The sequence below is a fragment of the Campylobacter concisus genome (assembly GCF_002913225.1).
GTDB lineage: Bacteria > Campylobacterota > Campylobacteria > Campylobacterales > Campylobacteraceae > Campylobacter_A > Campylobacter_A concisus_J.
The window spans coordinates 48,528-68,492 of sequence record NZ_PPAW01000003.1 but is presented as its reverse complement, the minus strand read 5'-3'; the positions used below and the strand labels follow the sequence as shown (position 1 = coordinate 68,492).

At 41.2% G+C, this 19,965-nt stretch carries 23 protein-coding genes; 4 read left to right on the top strand and 19 right to left on the bottom strand.

Annotated elements, in window-relative coordinates:
* From CYP26_RS00620 to CYP26_RS00580, 9 genes are all read right to left on the bottom strand, one after another.
* Positions 1-806: cache domain-containing protein (locus CYP26_RS00620; RefSeq protein ID WP_181000828.1), on the bottom strand; the 806-nt coding region annotated here is incomplete at its 3' end.
* Between the two features lie 112 nt (positions 807-918).
* Positions 919-1,488 carry a ComF family protein gene (locus tag CYP26_RS00615; protein WP_103629990.1) on the bottom strand — a complete coding sequence of 190 codons (570 nt, stop codon included), beginning with the start codon at positions 1,486-1,488 and terminating at the stop codon, positions 919-921.
* The gene (locus CYP26_RS00610) at positions 1,488-2,045 is read right to left on the bottom strand and encodes a YajG family lipoprotein (protein WP_103629989.1); all 558 of its coding nucleotides are present in this window, start codon (positions 2,043-2,045) and stop codon (positions 1,488-1,490) included. Before CYP26_RS00610 ends, CYP26_RS00615 begins: the two co-directional genes overlap by 1 nt.
* A gap of 10 nt (positions 2,046-2,055) precedes the next feature.
* Positions 2,056-2,778, bottom strand: a complete 723-nt coding sequence (locus tag CYP26_RS00605) for a hypothetical protein (RefSeq protein WP_103629988.1) — start codon at positions 2,776-2,778, stop codon at positions 2,056-2,058.
* On the bottom strand, positions 2,772-3,002 hold the full coding sequence (locus CYP26_RS00600) for a 2-hydroxymuconate tautomerase family protein (protein WP_103566346.1): 231 nt from the start codon (positions 3,000-3,002) through the stop codon (positions 2,772-2,774). Before CYP26_RS00600 ends, CYP26_RS00605 begins: the two co-directional genes overlap by 7 nt.
* A gap of 189 nt (positions 3,003-3,191) precedes the next feature.
* Positions 3,192-4,982 carry a translation elongation factor 4 gene (gene lepA, locus CYP26_RS00595; RefSeq protein WP_103629987.1) on the bottom strand — a complete coding sequence of 597 codons (1,791 nt, stop codon included), beginning with the start codon at positions 4,980-4,982 and terminating at the stop codon, positions 3,192-3,194.
* Between the two features lie 89 nt (positions 4,983-5,071).
* Positions 5,072-5,461, bottom strand: coding sequence for a transporter (locus CYP26_RS00590; RefSeq protein WP_103629986.1), 390 nt, complete (start codon positions 5,459-5,461; stop codon positions 5,072-5,074).
* Between the two features lie 37 nt (positions 5,462-5,498).
* On the bottom strand, positions 5,499-6,413 hold the full coding sequence (locus CYP26_RS00585; RefSeq protein ID WP_103629985.1) for a cation diffusion facilitator family transporter: 915 nt from the start codon (positions 6,411-6,413) through the stop codon (positions 5,499-5,501).
* Positions 6,391-7,275, bottom strand: a complete 885-nt coding sequence (locus CYP26_RS00580) for an ABC transporter six-transmembrane domain-containing protein (protein WP_103629984.1) — start codon at positions 7,273-7,275, stop codon at positions 6,391-6,393. Before CYP26_RS00580 ends, CYP26_RS00585 begins: the two co-directional genes overlap by 23 nt.
* A gap of 151 nt (positions 7,276-7,426) precedes the next feature.
* Here CYP26_RS00580 and CYP26_RS00575 point away from each other — a divergent pair, with 151 nt between their 5' ends.
* The 4 genes from CYP26_RS00575 to CYP26_RS00565 all read left to right on the top strand — a co-directional run bounded on the left by CYP26_RS00575 (position 7,427) and on the right by CYP26_RS00565 (position 8,940).
* Positions 7,427-7,801: a cupin domain-containing protein gene (locus CYP26_RS00575; RefSeq protein WP_103629983.1), complete on the top strand. Its 375-nt coding sequence runs from the start codon at positions 7,427-7,429 to the stop codon at positions 7,799-7,801.
* Between the two features lie 20 nt (positions 7,802-7,821).
* Positions 7,822-8,031 (top strand): NAD(P)H-binding protein, encoded by a 210-nt coding sequence (locus tag CYP26_RS10585; RefSeq protein WP_103620243.1) that lies wholly within the window; start codon positions 7,822-7,824, stop codon positions 8,029-8,031.
* Positions 8,032-8,052: 21 nt separating this feature from the next.
* Complete coding sequence (locus CYP26_RS10580) at positions 8,053-8,451, top strand: NAD(P)H-binding protein (protein WP_103620167.1); 399 nt, start codon at positions 8,053-8,055, stop codon at positions 8,449-8,451.
* 75 nt (positions 8,452-8,526) lie between these two features.
* The gene (locus tag CYP26_RS00565; protein WP_103629982.1) at positions 8,527-8,940 is read left to right on the top strand and encodes an Rrf2 family transcriptional regulator; all 414 of its coding nucleotides are present in this window, start codon (positions 8,527-8,529) and stop codon (positions 8,938-8,940) included.
* A gap of 45 nt (positions 8,941-8,985) precedes the next feature.
* Here CYP26_RS00565 and CYP26_RS00560 read toward each other — a convergent pair whose 3' ends face one another.
* The 10 genes from CYP26_RS00560 to CYP26_RS00515 all read right to left on the bottom strand — a co-directional run bounded on the left by CYP26_RS00560 (position 8,986) and on the right by CYP26_RS00515 (position 19,963).
* A complete protein-coding gene (locus CYP26_RS00560) occupies positions 8,986-10,011 on the bottom strand; it encodes an aspartate-semialdehyde dehydrogenase (protein ID WP_103629981.1) in 1,026 nt (341 codons plus the stop codon).
* Between the two features lie 70 nt (positions 10,012-10,081).
* A complete protein-coding gene (locus tag CYP26_RS00555; protein ID WP_103629980.1) occupies positions 10,082-11,236 on the bottom strand; it encodes a sigma-54-dependent transcriptional regulator in 1,155 nt (384 codons plus the stop codon).
* Between the two features lie 12 nt (positions 11,237-11,248).
* Positions 11,249-11,641, bottom strand: a complete 393-nt coding sequence (locus CYP26_RS00550) for a hypothetical protein (protein ID WP_103629979.1) — start codon at positions 11,639-11,641, stop codon at positions 11,249-11,251.
* Complete coding sequence (locus tag CYP26_RS00545) at positions 11,617-12,117, bottom strand: LPP20 family lipoprotein (RefSeq protein ID WP_103629978.1); 501 nt, start codon at positions 12,115-12,117, stop codon at positions 11,617-11,619. Before CYP26_RS00545 ends, CYP26_RS00550 begins: the two co-directional genes overlap by 25 nt.
* 44 nt (positions 12,118-12,161) lie before the next feature.
* The gene (gyrA, locus tag CYP26_RS00540; RefSeq protein WP_103629977.1) at positions 12,162-14,783 is read right to left on the bottom strand and encodes a DNA gyrase subunit A; all 2,622 of its coding nucleotides are present in this window, start codon (positions 14,781-14,783) and stop codon (positions 12,162-12,164) included.
* Between the two features lie 88 nt (positions 14,784-14,871).
* Positions 14,872-15,696: a CheR family methyltransferase gene (locus CYP26_RS00535; RefSeq protein WP_103629976.1), complete on the bottom strand. Its 825-nt coding sequence runs from the start codon at positions 15,694-15,696 to the stop codon at positions 14,872-14,874.
* Positions 15,686-16,252, bottom strand: a complete 567-nt coding sequence (locus tag CYP26_RS00530) for a CheB methylesterase domain-containing protein (protein ID WP_021092891.1) — start codon at positions 16,250-16,252, stop codon at positions 15,686-15,688. The genes CYP26_RS00535 and CYP26_RS00530 overlap by 11 nt, the downstream gene beginning before the upstream one ends.
* Before the next feature lie 34 nt (positions 16,253-16,286).
* Positions 16,287-17,987: a methyl-accepting chemotaxis protein gene (locus tag CYP26_RS00525; protein WP_103629975.1), complete on the bottom strand. Its 1,701-nt coding sequence runs from the start codon at positions 17,985-17,987 to the stop codon at positions 16,287-16,289.
* 66 nt (positions 17,988-18,053) lie between these two features.
* Positions 18,054-18,320: a FlhB-like flagellar biosynthesis protein gene (locus tag CYP26_RS00520; RefSeq protein ID WP_223227339.1), complete on the bottom strand. Its 267-nt coding sequence runs from the start codon at positions 18,318-18,320 to the stop codon at positions 18,054-18,056.
* Entirely contained in the window at positions 18,317-19,963 is a 1,647-nt protein-coding gene (locus tag CYP26_RS00515) for a flagellar hook-length control protein FliK (protein WP_103629974.1), read from the bottom strand. Before CYP26_RS00515 ends, CYP26_RS00520 begins: the two co-directional genes overlap by 4 nt.
* Between the last annotated feature and the right edge of the window lie 2 nt (positions 19,964-19,965).

Genomic DNA, 19,965 nt, shown 5'->3' with positions numbered 1-19,965 from the left:
TTGGCTTTATCATAAGACTCACAAGCAAGAAGTCTCTCTGTGCCTCTAAGATTGTAAGTAAATGTTTTATCGCCATTTTTCTTATACTCGTTTGAGTAGTCATCAAGGATCTTCATAGCTTCACTAGCATCAGATAAAATAAGATCCTTATGAACGAAATGAATTATTTTTTTATGCTCTAGATCCAATAAAGCTATTGCACTACTTGGAGTTGGTTTTATCTTATTAAGCTCATTATCAAGCTTATCTATTCCCATATCCACGCCAAAGACACCAACAACCTTACCACCAACGACTATCTTTTTAGCAATAGTTAAATTTAAGCCACCAGCTGAGCTTGTGTATGGAGCTGAAAAGATGATGCCCTCTTTTGCAACAGCGTCCTTGTACCAGCCCTTAACCCTTGCATCATAGTTTTTTCTCTGATCAAAAACCATAAATTTACGATCTTTGCCATCAAGCACAGCGTTATAAACAGCACCATCAGCCGCATAACCAAAGTAAAATTCAGAAAAATCAGTAACCTGCGCTGCATCCATTAGCACTTTTTCTAAAGCCTCTTTGTCATCCAAAATTTGTGGATGCGCCTCGATGTAACTAGCAAAATTTTGAACGGCTGCAAGCTTATCTTCAAAAAATGCATTCATATAAAACTGCAAAACTTTTGAAGCTGAAGTCTTAGACTCCTTTGCTAGATCATAAATCCTCTCCTTGGTATTTGTGTAATTCACCGTTGAAAATACACCAAGTGAGACAACTAAAAGCACTACGATGATGAGTGCTATCTTGTTTGCTGCTTTTTTCATAAACAAAATCCTTTTGTGTAAATTTTATGTTTATATCGGCAAATTTTTTTTATGATTAATAGCTATTTACAATTTTTAGGTGTGAAATTTCAAGCTAAATTTCATATAAAGCTTAGTTTCTAGCATCTGTTAAAACAAGCGCAAAAAGCACATCAACGCCTGCTTTTTGAAGTGTATCTCTAGCTTCTAGTATCGTTGTACCAGTGGTTACGATGTCATCGACTAAGATAACTGGCGCAGTGATATTTTTTAAAATTTTAAAATTTCTTGGATTGTTTTGTCTAAATTTAAGATCCTTGCCGCTGTAGCTGACACTGCTTGTCGCATGCAGGGCGTGAAAGATGGGTTTAAGGTTTTTGGCACGAAGCTCATTTGCCAAAATAGCCGTGTGCGAGTAGCCATGATGCACTCTATCGTCTATCGGCAAGGCGTAAATTTGCTCTGGAAAGTTAAAATTTTCAGCAAATTTCTTAAATGCAAATTTGGCTAAATTTTTATAGATAAAAAGTCCGTGCATTTGGTGCTTTGAATGAATGAGCTCTTTGATCTCAGAGTAGCCATAGAAGCTATAAATTTTAAAGCCCTCTAGCTCTCTTACCAAAGGGCTTGGCTCGCTTAAAATTTGCGAGCAGGTTTTACAAAATGTCTTTAGCGTAAAGCTCTTGCAAAACGCACAAAACATCAGCTATTTAAGATAGCGATCGCAGAGCGTTTAACGGCGTCGTTGATGATGTCTGTTAAGAATGGCTTAAATGCTCCGCCAGTGCGAACTAGCTCAAATTTGGTTTGATTGTTTGAGATATTTTTGATGATGCTTTGATCGCCTTTTTGTATCTTAAGCGTGATCTTTATCTTGCCTCTTGTGTTGTCGCTGTTATATCCGCTCATATTTGCTTCAAATTCGTTTATGAAAACTTCAACCACAACGCCACCCATGCCATTTACATTTGCGCCATGAGCTATGAGCTCTTTTTTAAGAGAATCGCCAAAATAGGTCGCGAGATCGTTTTGAAGCACGACATACTCTTTTACAGTACCTCTGCCATCGGTTATAGTTGCGATAGTGCTTTTGTTTTTGCGATTATCATGCACCGCGCTTATATATACTTCAAGGCCGTTAGCTTGCTGACTTGCAGCAGTTTTGTAGGGATCAAATGCAACTACTGTCTGAGTAGGCGCGCAACCGCTCAAAAATAGGACAAAAAGTCCAAAGATAGCTAGAAATTTAAATTTACTCATATTTTTCCTTTCAAAGTTTAGTGATCTCATCAGCCACTTTTATGGCAGCTTGCTTAACTAAAAGCGCGATAAAGAAGTCAAACTGACCGCTTTTTGACGCCTCAAGCTCCTCCACGTGGTGTCTAGTCGAGATAGGAATTCGTTTTTTAAAATTTATATCTGAAAGCACAAGCTCGCCATATAGATGTCCGTTTAAAATTTCAGAGCTTCTAGAGTAAGTGCCTCTAAGCTCGTCAAATCTAAAATCAAGCCTATATGTATAAGGCGATGTTTGCGTATCCACGACCACGATGCCACGCGAATTTAGCTCACGTTTTAAAAACATATAAAAGAGCACTTCAAGGCGTGGGTTTGAGTTAAAGACTACGCCGCTACCATCTTCTCTTGTGTAATAAATCGACCTTGCGCTGCTTCTAGCATCCACGATCCTATGAAAATATACCTTTTTTAGCCCAACATTTATGTCGATCATATTTTTTTCTAAGCAGCAATTTATCGCCACGTCGCTTCTATACTTGACGCCATTTATAAAGACGCCATCGCCCCTGCCCCTGCAAGCGCTGCAGTCAGCTGGGATCCTCATAACCTCTTCAAAATAGGTCTTATCTTCGCTACTTATGCTTGCACTTTGCACGCCGTCTATGCCCTCGCACGATAGACAAAGGCTAGCTTTTGCCACGCAGCCAATTAGAAAGATGGCTGCAAAAACTGCTAATAATGTCGCTCTTAGCATTTCACTTCCTTTTGCTCTTTTTGTTTTTTGCGGAGATTTTTCACGCTTTCACCTGCAATGCCATAGTTGTTCGTATCAATCTCATCGATAATGACAACAGTATTTTGAGCGCTTCTACCTAAAATTTCGCTTATTAGCTTTGTAACTCCGCTTATCATCTTCTCTTTTTGCTCCACACTTGGGCTATCATTCTCTTTTGTTACGCAAATTTTCACAAATGGCATAGCACTCCTTTTTGTAAATTTAGTATTTAAATTTTAATCAAAGACCTATTTGCCAAAATAAGATCCCTGCTGCGGACGTATCGCAAAGTCAGACAAGACGTGGATAAAATTTACGACGGGAGTTACCACGGCAGGTAATGACCGAGTAAATTTTAGACACAACGAAGTATGACAAAGCGAGACAACGCATTAGTCTATTTTTAGGACCGATAAAAACGCCTCCTGCGGCAAATTTACCTTACCTATCGCCTTCATCCTCTTCTTACCCTCTTTTTGCTTTTCAAGCAACTTTCTCTTACGAGTGATATCGCCACCGTAGCACTTAGCGGTTACGTTTTTACCCATTGATTTTACGGTTTCGCGAGCGATGATCTTGTTGCCGATGCTAGCTTGTATCGCCACCTCAAAGAGCTGACGTGGCACGATCTCTTTCATCGCTTTTACGAAGTCCCTGCCCTTTGTCTGCGCCTTGCTCTCAGGCACGATGATAGAGAGTGCATCGACCGTCTCGCCGGCCACTTTTACATCAAGCTTTACTAGATCGCCCACGCGGTAATCGCTTGGTTCATAGTCAAAGCTCGCGTAGCCTTTGGTGCTTGACTTTAGCTTGTCATAAAAGTCCATCACGATCTCATTCATCGGTATGTCATACTCGAGTAAAACGCGGTCAGTCGTGATGTAGTCCATCTTTGTTTGTATGCCGCGGCGGTTGTTTAAAAGTGTGATTATGTTGCCCAAAAACTCGCTTGGCGTGATGATAGTCGCTTTCACGTATGGCTCAAGGATCGAGTCTATTTTATTGACTGGTGGTAGCTGACTTGGGTTTTGGATTTTTAAATTTAGCCCATCAGTTTGGATGACTTCATAAGTCACAGTCGGTGCTGTGGCGATGAGATCTAGGTCAAACTCACGCTCCAACCTCTCTTTGACGACCTCCATGTGCAGTAGTCCCAAAAAACCAACCCTAAAACCAAATCCAAGTGCGACCGAGGTCTCTGGCTCATAGCTAATGGAGCTGTCGTTTAGCTTTAGCTTATCCAGCGCGTCACGCAGATCTTCAAATTTATCAGTTTCTATTGGATAAAGTCCCGCAAAAACAAACGGCTTAGCCCTCTCAAAGCCGCCAACTGGCTCTTTTAGGGGATTTCTAGCCTGTGTTATCGTATCACCAACTTGCACGTCGCTAACGTTTTTAAGCCCCAAAACCACGATGCCAACCTCGCCAGCGCCAAGCGTTTTGGTCTTGATCGGAGCTATAGGATTTGGATACATGAGGTCAAGCACGATGTGTTTTTTGCCCGTGCCCATTACCAAAATTTCATCATTTTTTGAAATTTTACCATCATAAACACGCACAAGAGCAAGCGCGCCAAGATAGTTGTCAAACCAACTATCGTAGATTAGCGCCTTTGTAGGCTTGCTTACGTCGCCATTTGGCGCAGGGATCCTCATGATGATCGCTTCAAGCAGCTCCTTTATGCCAACGCCTGTTTTTGCGCTTACTTCGATCGCTCCTGAGCAGTCAAGTCCTATGATGTGCTCGATCTCGTCTTTTACCCTAGCAGGGTCAGCCGCTGGTAGGTCGATCTTGTTGATGACTGGGATGATCTCTAGGTTATTTTCAAGCGCGATATAGACGTTTGCGATGGTTTGCGCCTCTACGCCCTGACTAGCATCCACGACTAGCAGCGCGCCCTCGCAACTAGCTAGGCTACGGCTTACCTCGTAGCTAAAATCGACGTGTCCTGGAGTGTCTATCAAATTTAGAACAAAATTTTGCCCATTTAGTGCGTAGTTTAGGCGGACAGACTGGGCTTTGATCGTGATGCCACGCTCTTTTTCGATGTCCATCGTGTCCATTATCTGCGAGCTCATCTCACGGTCACTTACGGCGCCACACTCCTGAATGAGGCGATCAGCAAGCGTGCTTTTGCCGTGGTCGATGTGAGCTATGATGCTAAAGTTTCTAATGTTTTTCATGAAATCCCTAGTTAAATTTTAGGCGATTTTATAAAAAAAATCGTTAAAGTTGAGTAAAAATGAGTTTGCTAGGTTAGCAAGGCTTAAATTTAAAGCTCAAATTTAGCTCTTAAACTTTTACGCAAAGCGCAGAGCACAACGCAAAGTGAATATAAAAAATAAAGATAAGCAAAAAGCGGTAAAAAAGCGAGAAAAGCTGAAGCATAAACTAAAGCACTAAGCCCGTATGTCGCAGTTGCCAGCACTGGCACGTGATAAGTCCAAAGCTCTGGCTGTTCAAACGGAGCATCTATGGCATTAAAATACAGAGCAAAATTTAACGCCAGCAACAAAATGAATATATAGCCCTTTTTCATACAAAATAGAGCGCAAATCAAGGCTACTACGAAATTTACTGCGATAAGAGGAACCATATCCATAAAAATACCAAGCAAACCGATAGCCACGACTATTAGATATTCATTTTTTATGCGAAACATTAAATTTAAGCCTTTTGCGTCAAATTTCACTCAAATTTTAGTGATGATGCCCAAAGTGATCATCTTCATCATTTAGCTCGCAGATGAGATCATCTTTGTGCCCAAGGCTCTCGCTCTCAAACTGAAGCGTGACATGGCCGATGCCAACGTGAGAAAGCTCGTGCTCGATGCGCTTTATCATCTTTGAAATTTCAGCCACGCTTAACGCATCATCCACCACCACGTGGGCTATGAGCGCATTTGTGCCAGCATTTATCGCCCAGATATGCAGGTCATGCACGATTTTAACGCCATCTACGCCCTTTATAACGCCTAAAATTTCATCCGTATCAAGCTTAAGCGGCACGGCTTCGATCAGGATATTGAAGCTATCTTTTAGCAAGCTAGCGCCACTTTTTATGATAAGCAGCGAGACAAAGATACTTGCGATGCTATCGGCCTGCGTGAAGTTAAATTTCATCACAAGAAGCGCTGCGACGATAGCGCCAACTGAGCCAAGCGTGTCGCCAAGCACGTGCAAATAAGCACCTTTCATGTTTAAATTTTCTTTTGTATCAGCACTTTTATGCATATAAATAGCCACGACTAAATTTACCACAAGCCCCAAAATACTAACAAAAAGCATCGTTTCAGCCTCTATCTCTGGCTCGTTAAAAAGCCTGATGATAGCTTCGACTATGACAAAGATAGCCAGCGCGATAAGAGCGATGGCATTTATGAAAGCAGCGATGATCTCGACCCTTTTGTAGCCAAAGGTCTTTTGTAAATTTGCCCTTTTTTCTGCGATCTTAAAAGCGACCAGCGACAAAAAGAGAGCCGCAGCGTCTGAGAGCATGTGAAATGCGTCGCTAATAAGCGCAAGCGAGTTTGAAACAAAGCCAAAAACGGCTTCAACTATCATAAACGTGAAAATTAGAAAAAATGAATTTCTAAGAACGCTCTTGTTGTGCATCATTGTCCTTCTTTTTGGCGTCGATCCTCTTGCCTATATCTTTTAAATTTGAAAATTCCTCGATGAGCTTTGGCGAGTCGTCAAGACTGATGACGAAATTCCATATATAGGTCATCACAGAGTAGATGTGGCCGGCATTTGTCTGCTGCGAGCTTAGCACTATTATCGCCACCAAAAAAAGCAGCGAAGCGCTAATGCCGATGATAAAATAGCTCATCGCCTCCCTATTTGAGATCGCTATACGAAATTTAGAAACGACATCATAGTGCCTATTTAGCGTGCTTTTATTAAAAACACCTATCACCTTTGCCTCTTTTTCTAAGCGGTCATTTAAGCGAAGATAAAGGTCGTCATTTTTCTTGATATATCTTGGTAAAAATATAAGAAAAACGATCATCACTACAAAGCACGCCACAGCAACCTTTGGCTCGACAAAGATGAGCATAGACGCTGAGCCGATGATCGAAATGACCGATGTAAAAAACATAGGAAAATGCGTCTCAAAGAAATTTACAAACTCTCGCGAGAGCGCTACTCTGGCGATGATAGCGGAGTCGTCTTTGGCATTTTGTTTTTCATTCATGATAACATTTACAGCAAGCTTTGCGTAGATATTTGCAAAAACTTGCGTATCCACGCGGCGCCTAATGGCTCCTACAAGCCACGCTATGAGCACAAAAAGTGCGTAAATGAGGGCATTTAACGTATTTCCTTGCATAATTGTGTTTATCGCAAAGCCCGCAAATATCGGATAAGCTAGAAAAAGTCCGTTCTCTGCTAGCACCAAAGCAAAGGTCAAAATGAGCTTTTTGTTGTGCTCGGTAGCTATGCTCTTTAGCGTTTTAAAGGCGTTATTTTGCAAATTTATTCCTAAAAATTTTTGCGAATTCTAGCCCAAATTTATAAAAATTTGAAATTTTTAGTTGTAACTCTTGACATTACAACAAAAAATCATTATACTTCGCTCATCAGTTGTAAGAAAAAAGATTACAACAAAAAACAAGGAGAACAAAATGAAAAATTATCAGGTTGCAAAGATCACAAACGAGCCAAGAGTTGAGCTAAAAGAGGCTTTAAATTTAACTGGCTGTGAGGTATCTATAAACGAACTTCCAGCAAATGTGAGCGTGCCATTTGTCCATGCGCACAAGCAAAACGAGGAGCTTTACATCATCACTGATGGCGATGGTGAGCTCTTTATCGACGGCGAAGTGATAAAAGTAAGCAAAGGCGACGCGGTGCGCATAGATCCAGAGGGTAAGAGGTGCTTTAAAGCTGGCAAAAACGGCATCAAAATGATCTGCATCCAGACAAAACGCGGTAGCCTAGAGCAATACACCATGACTGACGGCGTGATAGTTGAAGACGTAAAGCCAAGCTGGCTGTAAATTTAAAAAGCAAAATTTAAATAGCAATCTTAGGTGCAAACGGAAAAAGTGGCGTAAATTTAGTAAATGAGGCGCTAAAACAAGGTTACGACGTCACAGCGATTGTTAGAAACAAAGAGTATAAAAACGAAAGCGTAAAGGTCGTTTATAAAGATATTTTCGAGCTTACAAAGGCTGATTTAGCTGGCTTTGACGCGGTTATCAGCGCATTTGCCGTTTGGTCGTTATAAACCTTCTTTTCTCACAAAAAAGTGGTCGCTCACCTAGTAAATTTACTAGAAGGCACTAGCACAAGGCTCATCGTAGTTGGCGGCGCTGGCACGTTATTTGTTGATAGCAAAGGCACTATGGTCATGGACACCCCAGACTTCCCAGCAGCATATATGGGCGTGGCAAAGGCGACAGCGGAGTCATATTTAGAGCTAAAAGGTAGCACAAATGTGCTTTGGACATACGTAAGTCCAGCAGGCGACTACGACGCAAATGGCGCTCGCACGGGCAAATACGTGCTTGGCAGGGATGATCTCATACTAAACTCAAAAAATGAGAGCTACATAAGCTACGCAGACCTAGCGCTTGCGATCATTGACGAGCTAAAAAACAAGAAATTTATCCAAAAGCGTTTTACCGCGGTCGGCGAGAGGGCGTGAGTTTGGTTTTAGCAGGCAAATTTAAACTTATGCCTGCTAAACTTAGAGGTTTAAATATGGAATTTAAGGGAGCTTATGCAAGTTGGCATTAAATTTTCAACTGCGATACACGCGCTTTTGTGTGCTAAATTTTTTGAAGACGAGAAGGTTACGAGCGAATTTATAGCTGGCAGTATAAATACAAATCCTGTTATCGTTAGAAAGCTACTTGGCGTCTTAAAGGCTGCAGGGCTCGTAAATGTCGCAGCTGGAGTTGGTGGAGTAAGCCTTGCAAAAGAGCCAAAAGATATAAATTTACTTGAAATTTTTAACGCAGTAAACGACAAAGAAAAACTTTTTAAAATTCACTCTGACTCGCCAAAGGCCTGCCCGCTTGGTGGCAGGATAGAGGAGCTTTTGAGCGGGCACTTTTTAAGAGCACAAACTGCGCTAGAAAACGAGCTAAAAAACGTTACTTTGCAAGACTTGCTAGACGAACTTGCGAGATAAATTTAGGCTAGAGCTTGATCCTTTCTAGCCAAAATAAATTTAAAACTACTCCTGCATCGCGATCCATTTTTGTGCGATCCTGACGGCATTTGTCGCAGCTCCCACGCGGATCTGATCGGCACTACACCAAAGGTGAAGTACATTTGATCTAAAGTTATCTACCCTGATCCTGCCAACGTAAGTCTCGTTTGTATCGCTTGAGATAGTAGGCATCGGATACTCTTTTTGGGCTGGATTATCGACCACGACGACGCTTGGAGCTTTGCTTAAAACCTTTCTTGCCGCATCTGCGCTCACGTCTTTGTCAAAGTGGATAGTGATCGCCTCAGAGTGGCTTCTAAGCACTGGCACACGCACGCAAGTAGCGCTCACTTCGATATCTTTGTGAAGTATTTTTTGCGTTTCATTGACCATTTTCATCTCTTCTTTTGTGTAATCGTTATCCAAAAAGACGTCGATATGTGGGATCACGTTTAGCGCTAGGCGGTGCGCAAAGACTTTTGGCTCGCACTCATCAAGTTTAAATTCAAAAAACTTTTGCATCTGCACGACAAGCTCTTCCATGCCCTCTTTGCCAGCGCCGCTTGCTGCTTGGTAGGTAGAAACATCGACCCTGTTGATACCAAAAGCGTCATTTAGTGGTTTTAAAATTTGCACCATTTGGATGGTTGAGCAGTTTGGATTTGCGATGATGCCGCGGTTTTTCCACATGGCGATGTCACTTGGGTTACACTCAGGTACGACTAGTGGGATATCTTTATCCATCCTAAAATGGCTGGTGTTATCGATGACTACTGCACCGCTATCAGCTGCAAATTTAGCAAATTTCTCTGAAACTGAGCCACCTGCACTAAAAAATGCGATATCGATCTCGTGCTCGCTAAAAACTTTCTCAGTTAGCTCTTTTACTTTATAGTTTTTGCCTTTAAATTCTATCTCACTGCCAGCACTTTTGGCACTTGCAAGTGGCAAAAGCTCGCCAACTGGAAAATCAACCTCTTCCATAACTCTAAAAAGCTCTTCGCCGACCGCTCCTGTCGCACCAACGACTGCTACGTTAAATTTTCTCATCTGCTCTCCTTGGTTTCTTTTAATTTTCTTAATTTGCATAATTTTACTAGCCAAAAACTTAAATTTTTACCTATTTTTTACTTCTCGCCTGCAAAAATAGATCTTTTGGCAAAATTTCATCGCCCTCGCTTAGTATCGCCGCACGCTGCACGACTGAGATGAGCTCTCTTATGTTGCCTGGATAGTCATAGCTCAAAAGCTCCTCTTTGGCTGCTTTTGAGAAATTTTTAACCTCAAAGCCATACTCTTTGCAACACTTCCCCAAAGCATCTTGTGCGATAGGCAAAATTTCATCTTTTCGCTCGCGAAGTGGTGGGATAAAAAGCGGGATCGTGTTTAGGCGGTAGAAAAGATCTTCTCTAAACCTGCCCTCTTTCATCGCAAGCTCTAAATTTGCATTTGTAGCGCAGATGATGCGAACGTCTATCTTTTCGCTCTTTGTGGCGCCAAGCCTTGTTATCTCGCGCTCTTGAAGCGCACGAAGCAGCTTTGGCTGTAAATTTATAGGCATCTCGCCGATCTCATCTAAAAATAGCGTTCCGCCATTTGCCAGCTCAAACTGCCCTTTTTTGGTAGTAGCTGCGTCAGTAAATGCGCCTTTTTCAAAGCCAAAAAGCTCACTTTCTATCAAATTTTCAGGGATCGCTGCCATATTTAAAGCGACAAATGCAGCACCTTTTCTAAGTGAGTTTGCGTGGATAAATTTAGCAAAGACCTCCTTGCCAACGCCGCTTTCGCCACTAAGCATAACAGAAGCATCCGTTCTTGCAGCTTTTAGAGCGATATTTAGCGTGGCTTCAAGCGCCTTTGAAGTGGCTAAAAAGCCGTTATTTTCGCTTTTGCTTTCAACTTTTTTTATGCTTTTTGGGTTTTTTTGCTTTAGTGCCTCTACCCTTTTTATCGCCTCATAAAGCGTTGAGACGTCAAATGGCTTGGTTAAAAAGTCCTTTACACCAAGCCTAACGCTCTCGATCGCCTTGTTAAGTGTGGCATTGCCAGTCATTATGATGACGTCAAATTTGCCGTTTAGCTCTTTAATGAACTCAAGCCCGTCCATTTTTGGCATGTTTATGTCGGTGATTATTAGATCAGTGTCCTCGCCTAGCTTTTTTAGGGCCTCAACTGCGCTCTTATAGCTTTTGATGTTTAGCTCATCATACTCACCAAGCGCGATCTCAAGCGACTTTCGCATATTGATGTCATCTTCTACTATGACGATATTCATTTGATCTCTTTTTTATTGAAGTGTGCCGATGATAGCGGATTTTGGCTTAAATTCCACCATAAATCTAACTGGTAAAATTTTCAAATTTGAAGCGTTTGAGATCTGTGCATTTTTGACATGAAGCTCATTTTTTATCATCACTTTTTTTAAGGCAAAGCAGTCAAATATCTCATCTTTGTGTAAATTTAAAAAGCTAAGAGTTGTGGTGTTTTCATCTTTAAAGGCGTCTATCTGGCAAAGAAATTTTGGTTTTGGATTTGGTGAAAGGGTCATCGCCTTTGAAAATGAAATTTCCTCATGAGCGATGATATGATTTGTCGTATCGACCTTTGCCCAGAAGATAAACTCCTCCAGGCAAAAGGCGAAATTTAAAAGTGTCGTTAGTAAGAAAAGACTTCTCGCCACTTATCTTCGTCTATCTTAAGCTCCATATTTACCTTATAAAGCCCATCTTTGAAATTTTCATTCACGATCCTTGCGTTTTTGACAAGGCCTTGAACCTTTGAAGTGATAGATGAGTCGTTTAGCATCGCGTCTCTTACGGTGTCTTCAGCATTGATCTTTACGCCGTAAAGCTTGCCAGCAAGCTGCGAATAAGCATCAGCCATCGCCGCTCTTTTTGCAAGAGTGACAGACTGAGCGTATGAGAGCGAATTTAGCGGAGCTATACCCTCACCTGTGGCTCTAAATGTAGTCTCTCTTGGAGCGCTATCATATATCATCTTCTCTTTTTTCATCACCTCTCTAAGATCGTCTTTATCGACCTTTTGGATGACTACGTTGCGGTTTGATGTGCTAGTTGGCTCGCCCATAAAGCCATTAAATGAGCAACCGCCAAAAATAGCAACCATCAAAGCAAAAAATAAAATTTTAACCTTCATAAACAACCTTTTTTATGCTTTTATTTAAAATTTAACAGCAAATTTTATTCCAAAAGCCCCATATCTTCGCTTGGTGCTTCGTCCTCGTCCTCGCCGTCTTCAGCTTTAGGGCAGCTTGCGATACTTACAACATCATCGCCATCGACGTTTACGACGATCACGCCGCTTGTGTTACGTCCTGCTTTGCGGATGCTTTGCATATCAACTCTTATCATCTTGCCGCTTGATGTTAGAGCCATAAGGTCTTGCTCCTCATCAACCATCACAACGCCCACAAGATCGCCTGTTCTGTTTGTTAGCTTCATGCAGATGACGCCTTTGCCACCGCGGTTTGTCAAGCGGTACTCATCAGCGGTTGTGCGCTTGCCGATACCTTTTTGAGATATGCTTAAAATTTCTTGGTCATTGCTTTCGATGACCGCAGCACCTACGACCTCATCGCCTGGCTCTTTAAATTTGATACCAGTTACGCCGCGTGCAGTTCTTCCCATTTGGCGAACCTTGCTGATCTTAAATTTAAGACACATACCCTTTTTGGTAACTACAAACAGCATTGTCTCATCGCCTGAGTTTGCGTCCTCTTCGGCGTTTGCACTATCTTCATCGATCTCGTTTTGTATCTCTTCTATCTCAAGCACTTCGCTCTCTACGCTTAGCTCATTTTCAGGGTCGGTTACTGGCATATCATCGTATGTTTGAGCGATGAGTGCAGTTACTAGCTCGTCGTTCTCATCAAGACTGATCGCTCTTACGCCAACTGAGCGGATGTTTTTAAACTCGCTTAAATTTGTGCGTTTTACGATGCCGTTTTTAGTGAAAAACGCTAGCGATTTGCTCTCGTCAAAGTCAGTCGTTGGTATGATCGCTTTGATCTTCTCATCAGGCTGCAACTGGATCAAATTTACAACCGCCTTGCCCTTTGCCGTGCGGCTTCCCTCTGGGATCTTATAGACTTTTAGCCAGTAGAGCTGTCCGCGGTCAGTCACAAACATAAGTGTATCGTGAGTATTTGAAGTAAAGAAGCTCTCGATAAAGTCATCATCGTATGTTGTGACCGCTACTTTGCCCTTGCCGCCACGTTTTTGCTTCTCATACTGCTTGCTTGGCACACGCTTGATGTAGCCTCGGTGAGTTATGGTTACGACCATATTTTCATTTGGTATGAGGTCTTCGATGTCGATATCATCGTAGTCATCAACGATCTCAGTAACTCTTGGTACTTTAAATTTATTTTTGATCTCTAAAAGCTCTTCTTTGATCAAATTTTCAAGTAATGTTTCGCTCTTTAAAATTTCATCAAGTCTTGCGATCTCAGCCATAAGCTCGGCTAGCTCAGCCTCTAGTTTTTCTCTCTCTAGGCCTGTAAGCTTGCTTAGACGCATATCAAGGATAGCGTTTGCCTGAAGCTCTGAGAGGTTAAATTTACTCATCAAGCCTTCTCTAGCAACGGCTGTATCGGCACTATTTCTAATAAGCTCGATCACCTCGTCGATATTATCAAGTGCGATCTTTAGACCCTCTAAGATGTGGGCCCTTGCGCGCGCTTTTTCAAGCTCAAATATCGTTCTTCTAATGATAACTGTTTTTCTGTGATTTAAAAATAGCTTAAGTAGCTCGATAAGGTTAAATACCTTTGGCTCTTTGTTATTAATAGCAAGCATAATAACGCCAAAAGTACTCTCCATCGTGGTTGATTTAAATAGGTTATTTAGCACGATGTCGCTCATAGCGTCGCGTTTTAGCTCAATGACTACGCGAATGCCGTCCTTGTCAGACTCATCTCTAACCTCGCTAATGCCATCTATCTGCTTATCTTTTACAAGCTCAGCGATCTGCTCGATAAGCCTTGCTTTGTTTGTTTGATAAGGCAGCTCGTCGATAACGATGACATCTTTGTTTGGCTTTTTTTCTATGTGAGTTTTGGCTCTTAGTTTGACCCTGCCACGACCTGTGCGGTAGGCCTCTATGATGCCCTTTTTACCAAAGATGATACCACCTGTCGGGAAGTCTGGACCTTTTATAAATTCCATCACCTCTTCAAGTGTTGCTTCTTTGTTTTCAAGAAGGAGCAAAAGACCGTCTATTAGCTCATCAAGGCTGTGTGGCGGGATATTTGTCGCCATACCGACAGCGATACCGCTTGAGCCATTTAATAATAAATTTGGCACACGGCTAGGCAAAACATCTGGCTCGACCTCTCTATCATCGTAGTTTGGTACAAAATCAACCGTGTCTTTGTCGATATCTTTTAAAAGCTCTTCAGTAAGCATGGTCATTCTAGCTTCGGTATAACGCATCGCAGCTGCGCTGTCGCCATCAATAGAGCCAAAGTTTCCTTGTCCGTCAACGACTGGATAACGCATAGAAAATTTCTGAGCCATACGAACAAGTGCGTCATAAACCGCTGTGTCGCCGTGTGGGTGGTACTTACCGATGACTTCACCGACGATACGAGCTGACTTCATATAAGCACTTCTGCTGCCAACGCCTAGGTTATCCATAGCGTATAAAATTCTTCTATGAACTGGCTTTAGTCCGTCTCTAGCGTCAGGCAAAGCACGTCCAACGATGACGCTCATAGAGTAGTCAAGATAGCTATTTTTTATAGAATCTTCGATATCAACTGAAGCGATATCTTGAGTTAATTCAAGTAGATTGTCTTTCATTTTTATCCTTAAATTTAGCTTGAGGGATTTTAGCCAAAAATTGATAAAAACTTGCTAAGGGCAAAGCGGCCTGGGTTAAATTTAACCCTTAAGCACGCTCATAATATGTAGCTCCGTTTGAAAAACGCTTTGTATAAAGTGGGGTGTATGGCACAAGATCAGCGTGTCCTGCGTAGAGCCTGCCCTCTGGTTTAAGCATCCTATGCAGCCTCTCGACGCATTTTAGTCTAAATTCGTCGTCAAAATATATCATCATATTTCTTGAAAGGACGATGTCAAATTTACCAAGATTAAACATCGCATCGTCAAAGACATTTAAAATTTTAAACTCACACCTTGGCAAAATTTCTTTTTTGATGAAAAATTTGTCATCTTTTTTTGTAAAAAATCTCTCCTTTTGAAACTCGCTTAGCCTATGTAAGCTCCTCTTGCCATAGCTTCCCACACTACAAGCTTGTATGGCTTCTGAGTTTATGTCGATGCCAGTTAGCTGGATATCACTTTGTCTAAGGCCAAATTCATAAGCAAGCATAGCAAGCGAATAGGTCTCATCGCCAGTTGAGCAAGGCGCGCATAAAATTCTAGCCTCCCCAAGCTCTTTTGCGTAGTAGATCACGTCTTTTAGCTGTGCTAGCTCTCTATAAAAATATGTCTCATTCACGGTGACTAAATTTAAAAGATCTTGCCTAAGCAGCGTATCAAATCTTATCATCGAAACTAGATCTTTAAAGCTTTTTATCTGGCGATTTTTGGCAAATATACTAACTCTTTGCAGAGTGATGTCTCTCTTTGGCTCCAGATCAACCCCGCAAAGCGTCTTTATAGTGCTCATAAATTCGTTAAATCCATCCATGTCGCTTGGTGCTTTTGCCTCTAAAACTTCGCTTTGTTTATCCACTTTGTTAAAAAGCATTTAAAAACTCCTCAAGCTCTTTTCTTATCATCATTAAATTTAACGATTTTAAATTTTGATTTAGCTCTTTAGCACGCTTTGGCATGCCATAAACTATCGCGCTCTCTTCGTTTTCAGCTATGCATTTTGCACCTGCTTTATAGAGCTTATCAAGCCCAGCTGCGCCATCATCACCGATGCCAGTTAGCAAGATCGCAAGTAAATTTACATTTTTAGCGATCTGCGTGCCTGAGTTAAAAAGCACATCAACATTTGGCGTATATATCGTTTTTATCTCAGGTTGTGGCTTTGCACTAACTGGCAAAGTCGCTGAAATTTCAAAATTTTGATCACAGATATAGACGATATTTTCTCTTAAATTTGTCTTTTCGCTTAGAATTTCAACATTTATATTGCACTCCCTGCCCATTTGCGTGACAAATGAGTTTATAAACATCTTATTCATATGCTGAGCGATGACGACCATCGCACCATTTAAATTTATATCTTTTAATAGTTTTTTTATATGACCTGGGCCTCCTGTTGAAGCCCCTATTAAGACCAGTTTTTGAGCCACTAATTGCCTTTAAATTTAAAATTTACCACACAAATCAAGTTCTAAATTCGCCAAGTTTTGCATTTAGCGTATCTGTCATCTTGTTTAGATGCTCAGCAGCTGAAGCTATCTCTTCTACGCTTCTTGCACTTTGAGACGAAATTTGACTTATGCCCTCCATGCTTTTTACTATATCGTCAATATCCTTACCAGTCTTTATATAGTCCTCGATAGTTTTATCAGATAGTCCTATGGCTGATCTCATGATACCACTCATATCTCTTATGGTGTTTTGCGCGTTGTTTGCCACGCCTGTTAGCTCGCTTATTTGCCTTGAGTTTATACTCATTTGCTCGCTACTTTCATTTATCGCTTGAACGATGACGTTGATAGTTGCGTTTATCTCAGTGAGGCTCTTTTGAGTGCGCTCAGCTAGCTTTCTAACCTCATCTGCAACGACTGCAAAGCCACGTCCATGCTCACCTGCACGTGCTGCTTCGATGGCTGCATTAAGGGCTAGTAAATTTGTCTGATCTGCTATGTCATTGATAACCACAAGGACTGATTTTACCTGCTCGGCATCACGGCTAAGCTGCTCGATCTTGCCAGCCATTTGGTTTTCTATATCTGATGTCTGAGCGATCTCTGAAGATAAATTTGAGATGGTATTTAAGGTCTCATCAACGTAGGTTAGCGCCTTTTGAAGGTCATCTTTGCCGCCTTTTGCAACTTCGATTGACTCTTTCATATATGATTGTATCTCAGTGCAATCCTTCCCAGCGGCCTCAACTATCTTGCTTGAGTTTTCTACCCCGCGACCAGTTTGGACTGAGGTTGAGCTAAGCTCATTTGCGATGGAGCTATTTTCATTTGAGATATCTTTTGCCTCCGAGATTAAAACCCTTACTTTTTCTATAAATTTATTTATAGCTTCGCTTGCCTTTGCTATCTCATCTTTGCCTACAACTTCTAGTTTTCTTGTTAGATCGCCATCGCCGCTTGAGAGGTTTGTAGCTCGCAAGATTAGCTCATTTAGCGGTTTTGTGATAGAAATTTTAGAATAAAGCATGGCAACTATTAGTGAGATGATTAAAACTACTACGGCTATGACGATGAAATTTGTAGTGTTTGCATTGGCATCATTTTGCATAGTGGCTGAAATTTTATCTATCTCTTTATGCATACCCTCAAGATTAACAACAGACATCAGCACTACATCTTCATGAAAGAGGTTTAGTTTTAGCCCTTTTCCTATCTTTCTAGTCGTTGAGCCATCTTTTGCTTTAGCTACAAAATTTACAAAAGCGCCCTCGCTATTTTCTGAGGCTTTTTGCATAAGATCTTTTATGTATTTATAGCCATCTGCGTCAGTTGCTTCAAGTCTATCAAGACCGTTATACTCAGGCACCCCAGGACTAGAGATAACCACACCTTTTGTAGTGTAGATACTAAAGTATCCCTTTTTATCATCGCCAAATCTAGCCTTTGAGAGATAGTCGATGATATCTTCTTTTTGATCTTCTATAGTCTCGTTTGCGTCGTCATAGACCTCTTGAATTTTTAGCAAAATGTTTGAAACAATATCCATCTCTTCACTTAAAGCTGCCCTTTTGTCGGCCAAGATCGTTTCAGTCAGCTGTTTGGTGGAAAATTCTATCGCTTTGTTTTGCTCGTAAATGTTTAGAAATACTAAGATGGCTCCAAGCACCAGTAGGGACGAGACGATCATCATCGTCACTTTTGATGAAATTTTCATAATACCTCCTTTTTAATGTTTAAATTTCCTTAATTTTGAGATTATAGCACCATTAAAGTGCAATATTTACTTTTTATTTGTGATCTTATATAAAAAGCTAAATATCTCGGCCACCGCTTTATATAAATTTGGCGGTATCTCTTGATCGACCTCGACCTTGCTTAAAATTTCAATGAGATCAGGATCCTCTTTGATCGGTATGTCATGCTCTTTTGCAAGGCTTATTATCTTGTTTGCTATCTCGCCAGCGCCGCTTGCAAGCACCTTTGGAGCGTTATCTTGCGATCTGTTGTAGCCAAGAGCGACGGCTTTTTTCTTATTTACTTGCATCAAATTTTCTTATCAAAGCCCACATCAAGGCCGCCAAAATTTTTAAATCTATCGTTTAGCTTCACCTTTGGCAAGGTTTTGATGTTAAAATTTGAAACGATTAGTCCAAGCTTTGAGATCGCTTGCTTTAGCTCGCTTGAGCTAGATAAAATGAGCTCTTTAAACTCATTTGTCTGCGTTGCCACCGATAGATCGATATAACGTTTATCCACAAGCCCCACCATCACATTTATCTGGCCAAATTTCTTAAAATTTAGATCGATCTGGGCATAAAATTTATCCTTTTTGCCCTGTTTAAATGCGACATTTCCGCCCTCCACGCCGTCCCAGATGTATGGCATATAAGTTTGTATGCCTCCTTGCAAGCTTGAGACCATCTGATGCATCTCGATCTGCGAGATCATCTTGTTTGCAGCATTTACGGTTTGGGCGTTTTGGCTCTTTTCACTTATGTTTAAAAGCGTGCTTTTTACATCTTGATTTAGCACCTTTGAAATTTCACTCTGGCTCTTTGTCGTGATGTTATTTATATCATTTGTGGCTAGTTTTAGCTGCTTTAAAAGCGCCTTACTTTCGGCTAGATCACTTTTAGCTGTGCTTGCTTCTGGATCTGCTAGACTTAGGCTGTGAGCTAGGCGTCTAGCTGCACTTTGGAGCTTATCTTGCAAACTGCCCTCTTTTGAGACGTCGCTAACCTCATTAAACGCCTTTACAAGCCCAGCCTCATCGCCTATGTTATTTAGCATTTTTAGATCGTTTTTTAGGTTTTCAAGGATAGCTTTTAACTCTTTGTGGTTTGAGCTAAAAGCCACACTTTGATTTAGCTTTTCACTCGCTAAATTTGCTACCTTTTCGCTTAAATTTGAGATGAAATTCTCCATCTTGCCGATCTGGTTTTTTATCATATCTCCGCTTTGATCTTTTGAGAAGTTTTTATCTAGAAATTTAGCCACATTATCAAGCTTATCCACATCTTTCAAAAGCGTTTTTATGCTTGAGTTATCAAGGATGTTTTTAGCATCACCGCTCGCTTTTTCAAGCATCGAAGTAAGCTTCATAAATGAGTTTTGATTATCCAAGCTCTCATCATTTAGAGTTAAAATTTGACTAAGTAAATTTTGATTTGAGAGATTTTTTATATCGCTTAGTAGCTTTTGTATCGAGCTTGGCAGCTTCTCTGGAGTAAGCGCATCTTTTAAATTTGCTTCAAGCATGACGCCAGAGTTTTTGATCTGATCATTTAGCGAGCCAGCTTTGAGATCTGCTATTGGCTTTAGAAATTCTTTTAGTTTTAGCGCAAGGCTCTTTATCTCAGGGCTTTCATTTTGCGCAGCTTCTACCTCTAGGCTTTTTGCAAGGTCTGAGAGCTCGCTAGCTAAATTTGGAGCGATCTTAGTATCTTTTGCCTGAGATAAAATTTGCTCTGCTTTACTAAGGCTTGAAGCGCTTTTTAGATCATCAAGCACCCTTGCAACTAGCTTACCAACGTTATCAAGGGCGTTTGAAACGGTCTGCTCACTTGGCGTCCCAGCTGGCTGGTTTTTAAAAAGCGAGCCTTCATTTTTGCGGACAGGTGCGTTTTGGGCGGCATTTTGCCCAGTTTGAACCGAGGTGTTTGATATATTTAGAGAATTTGCTACGTCCATTT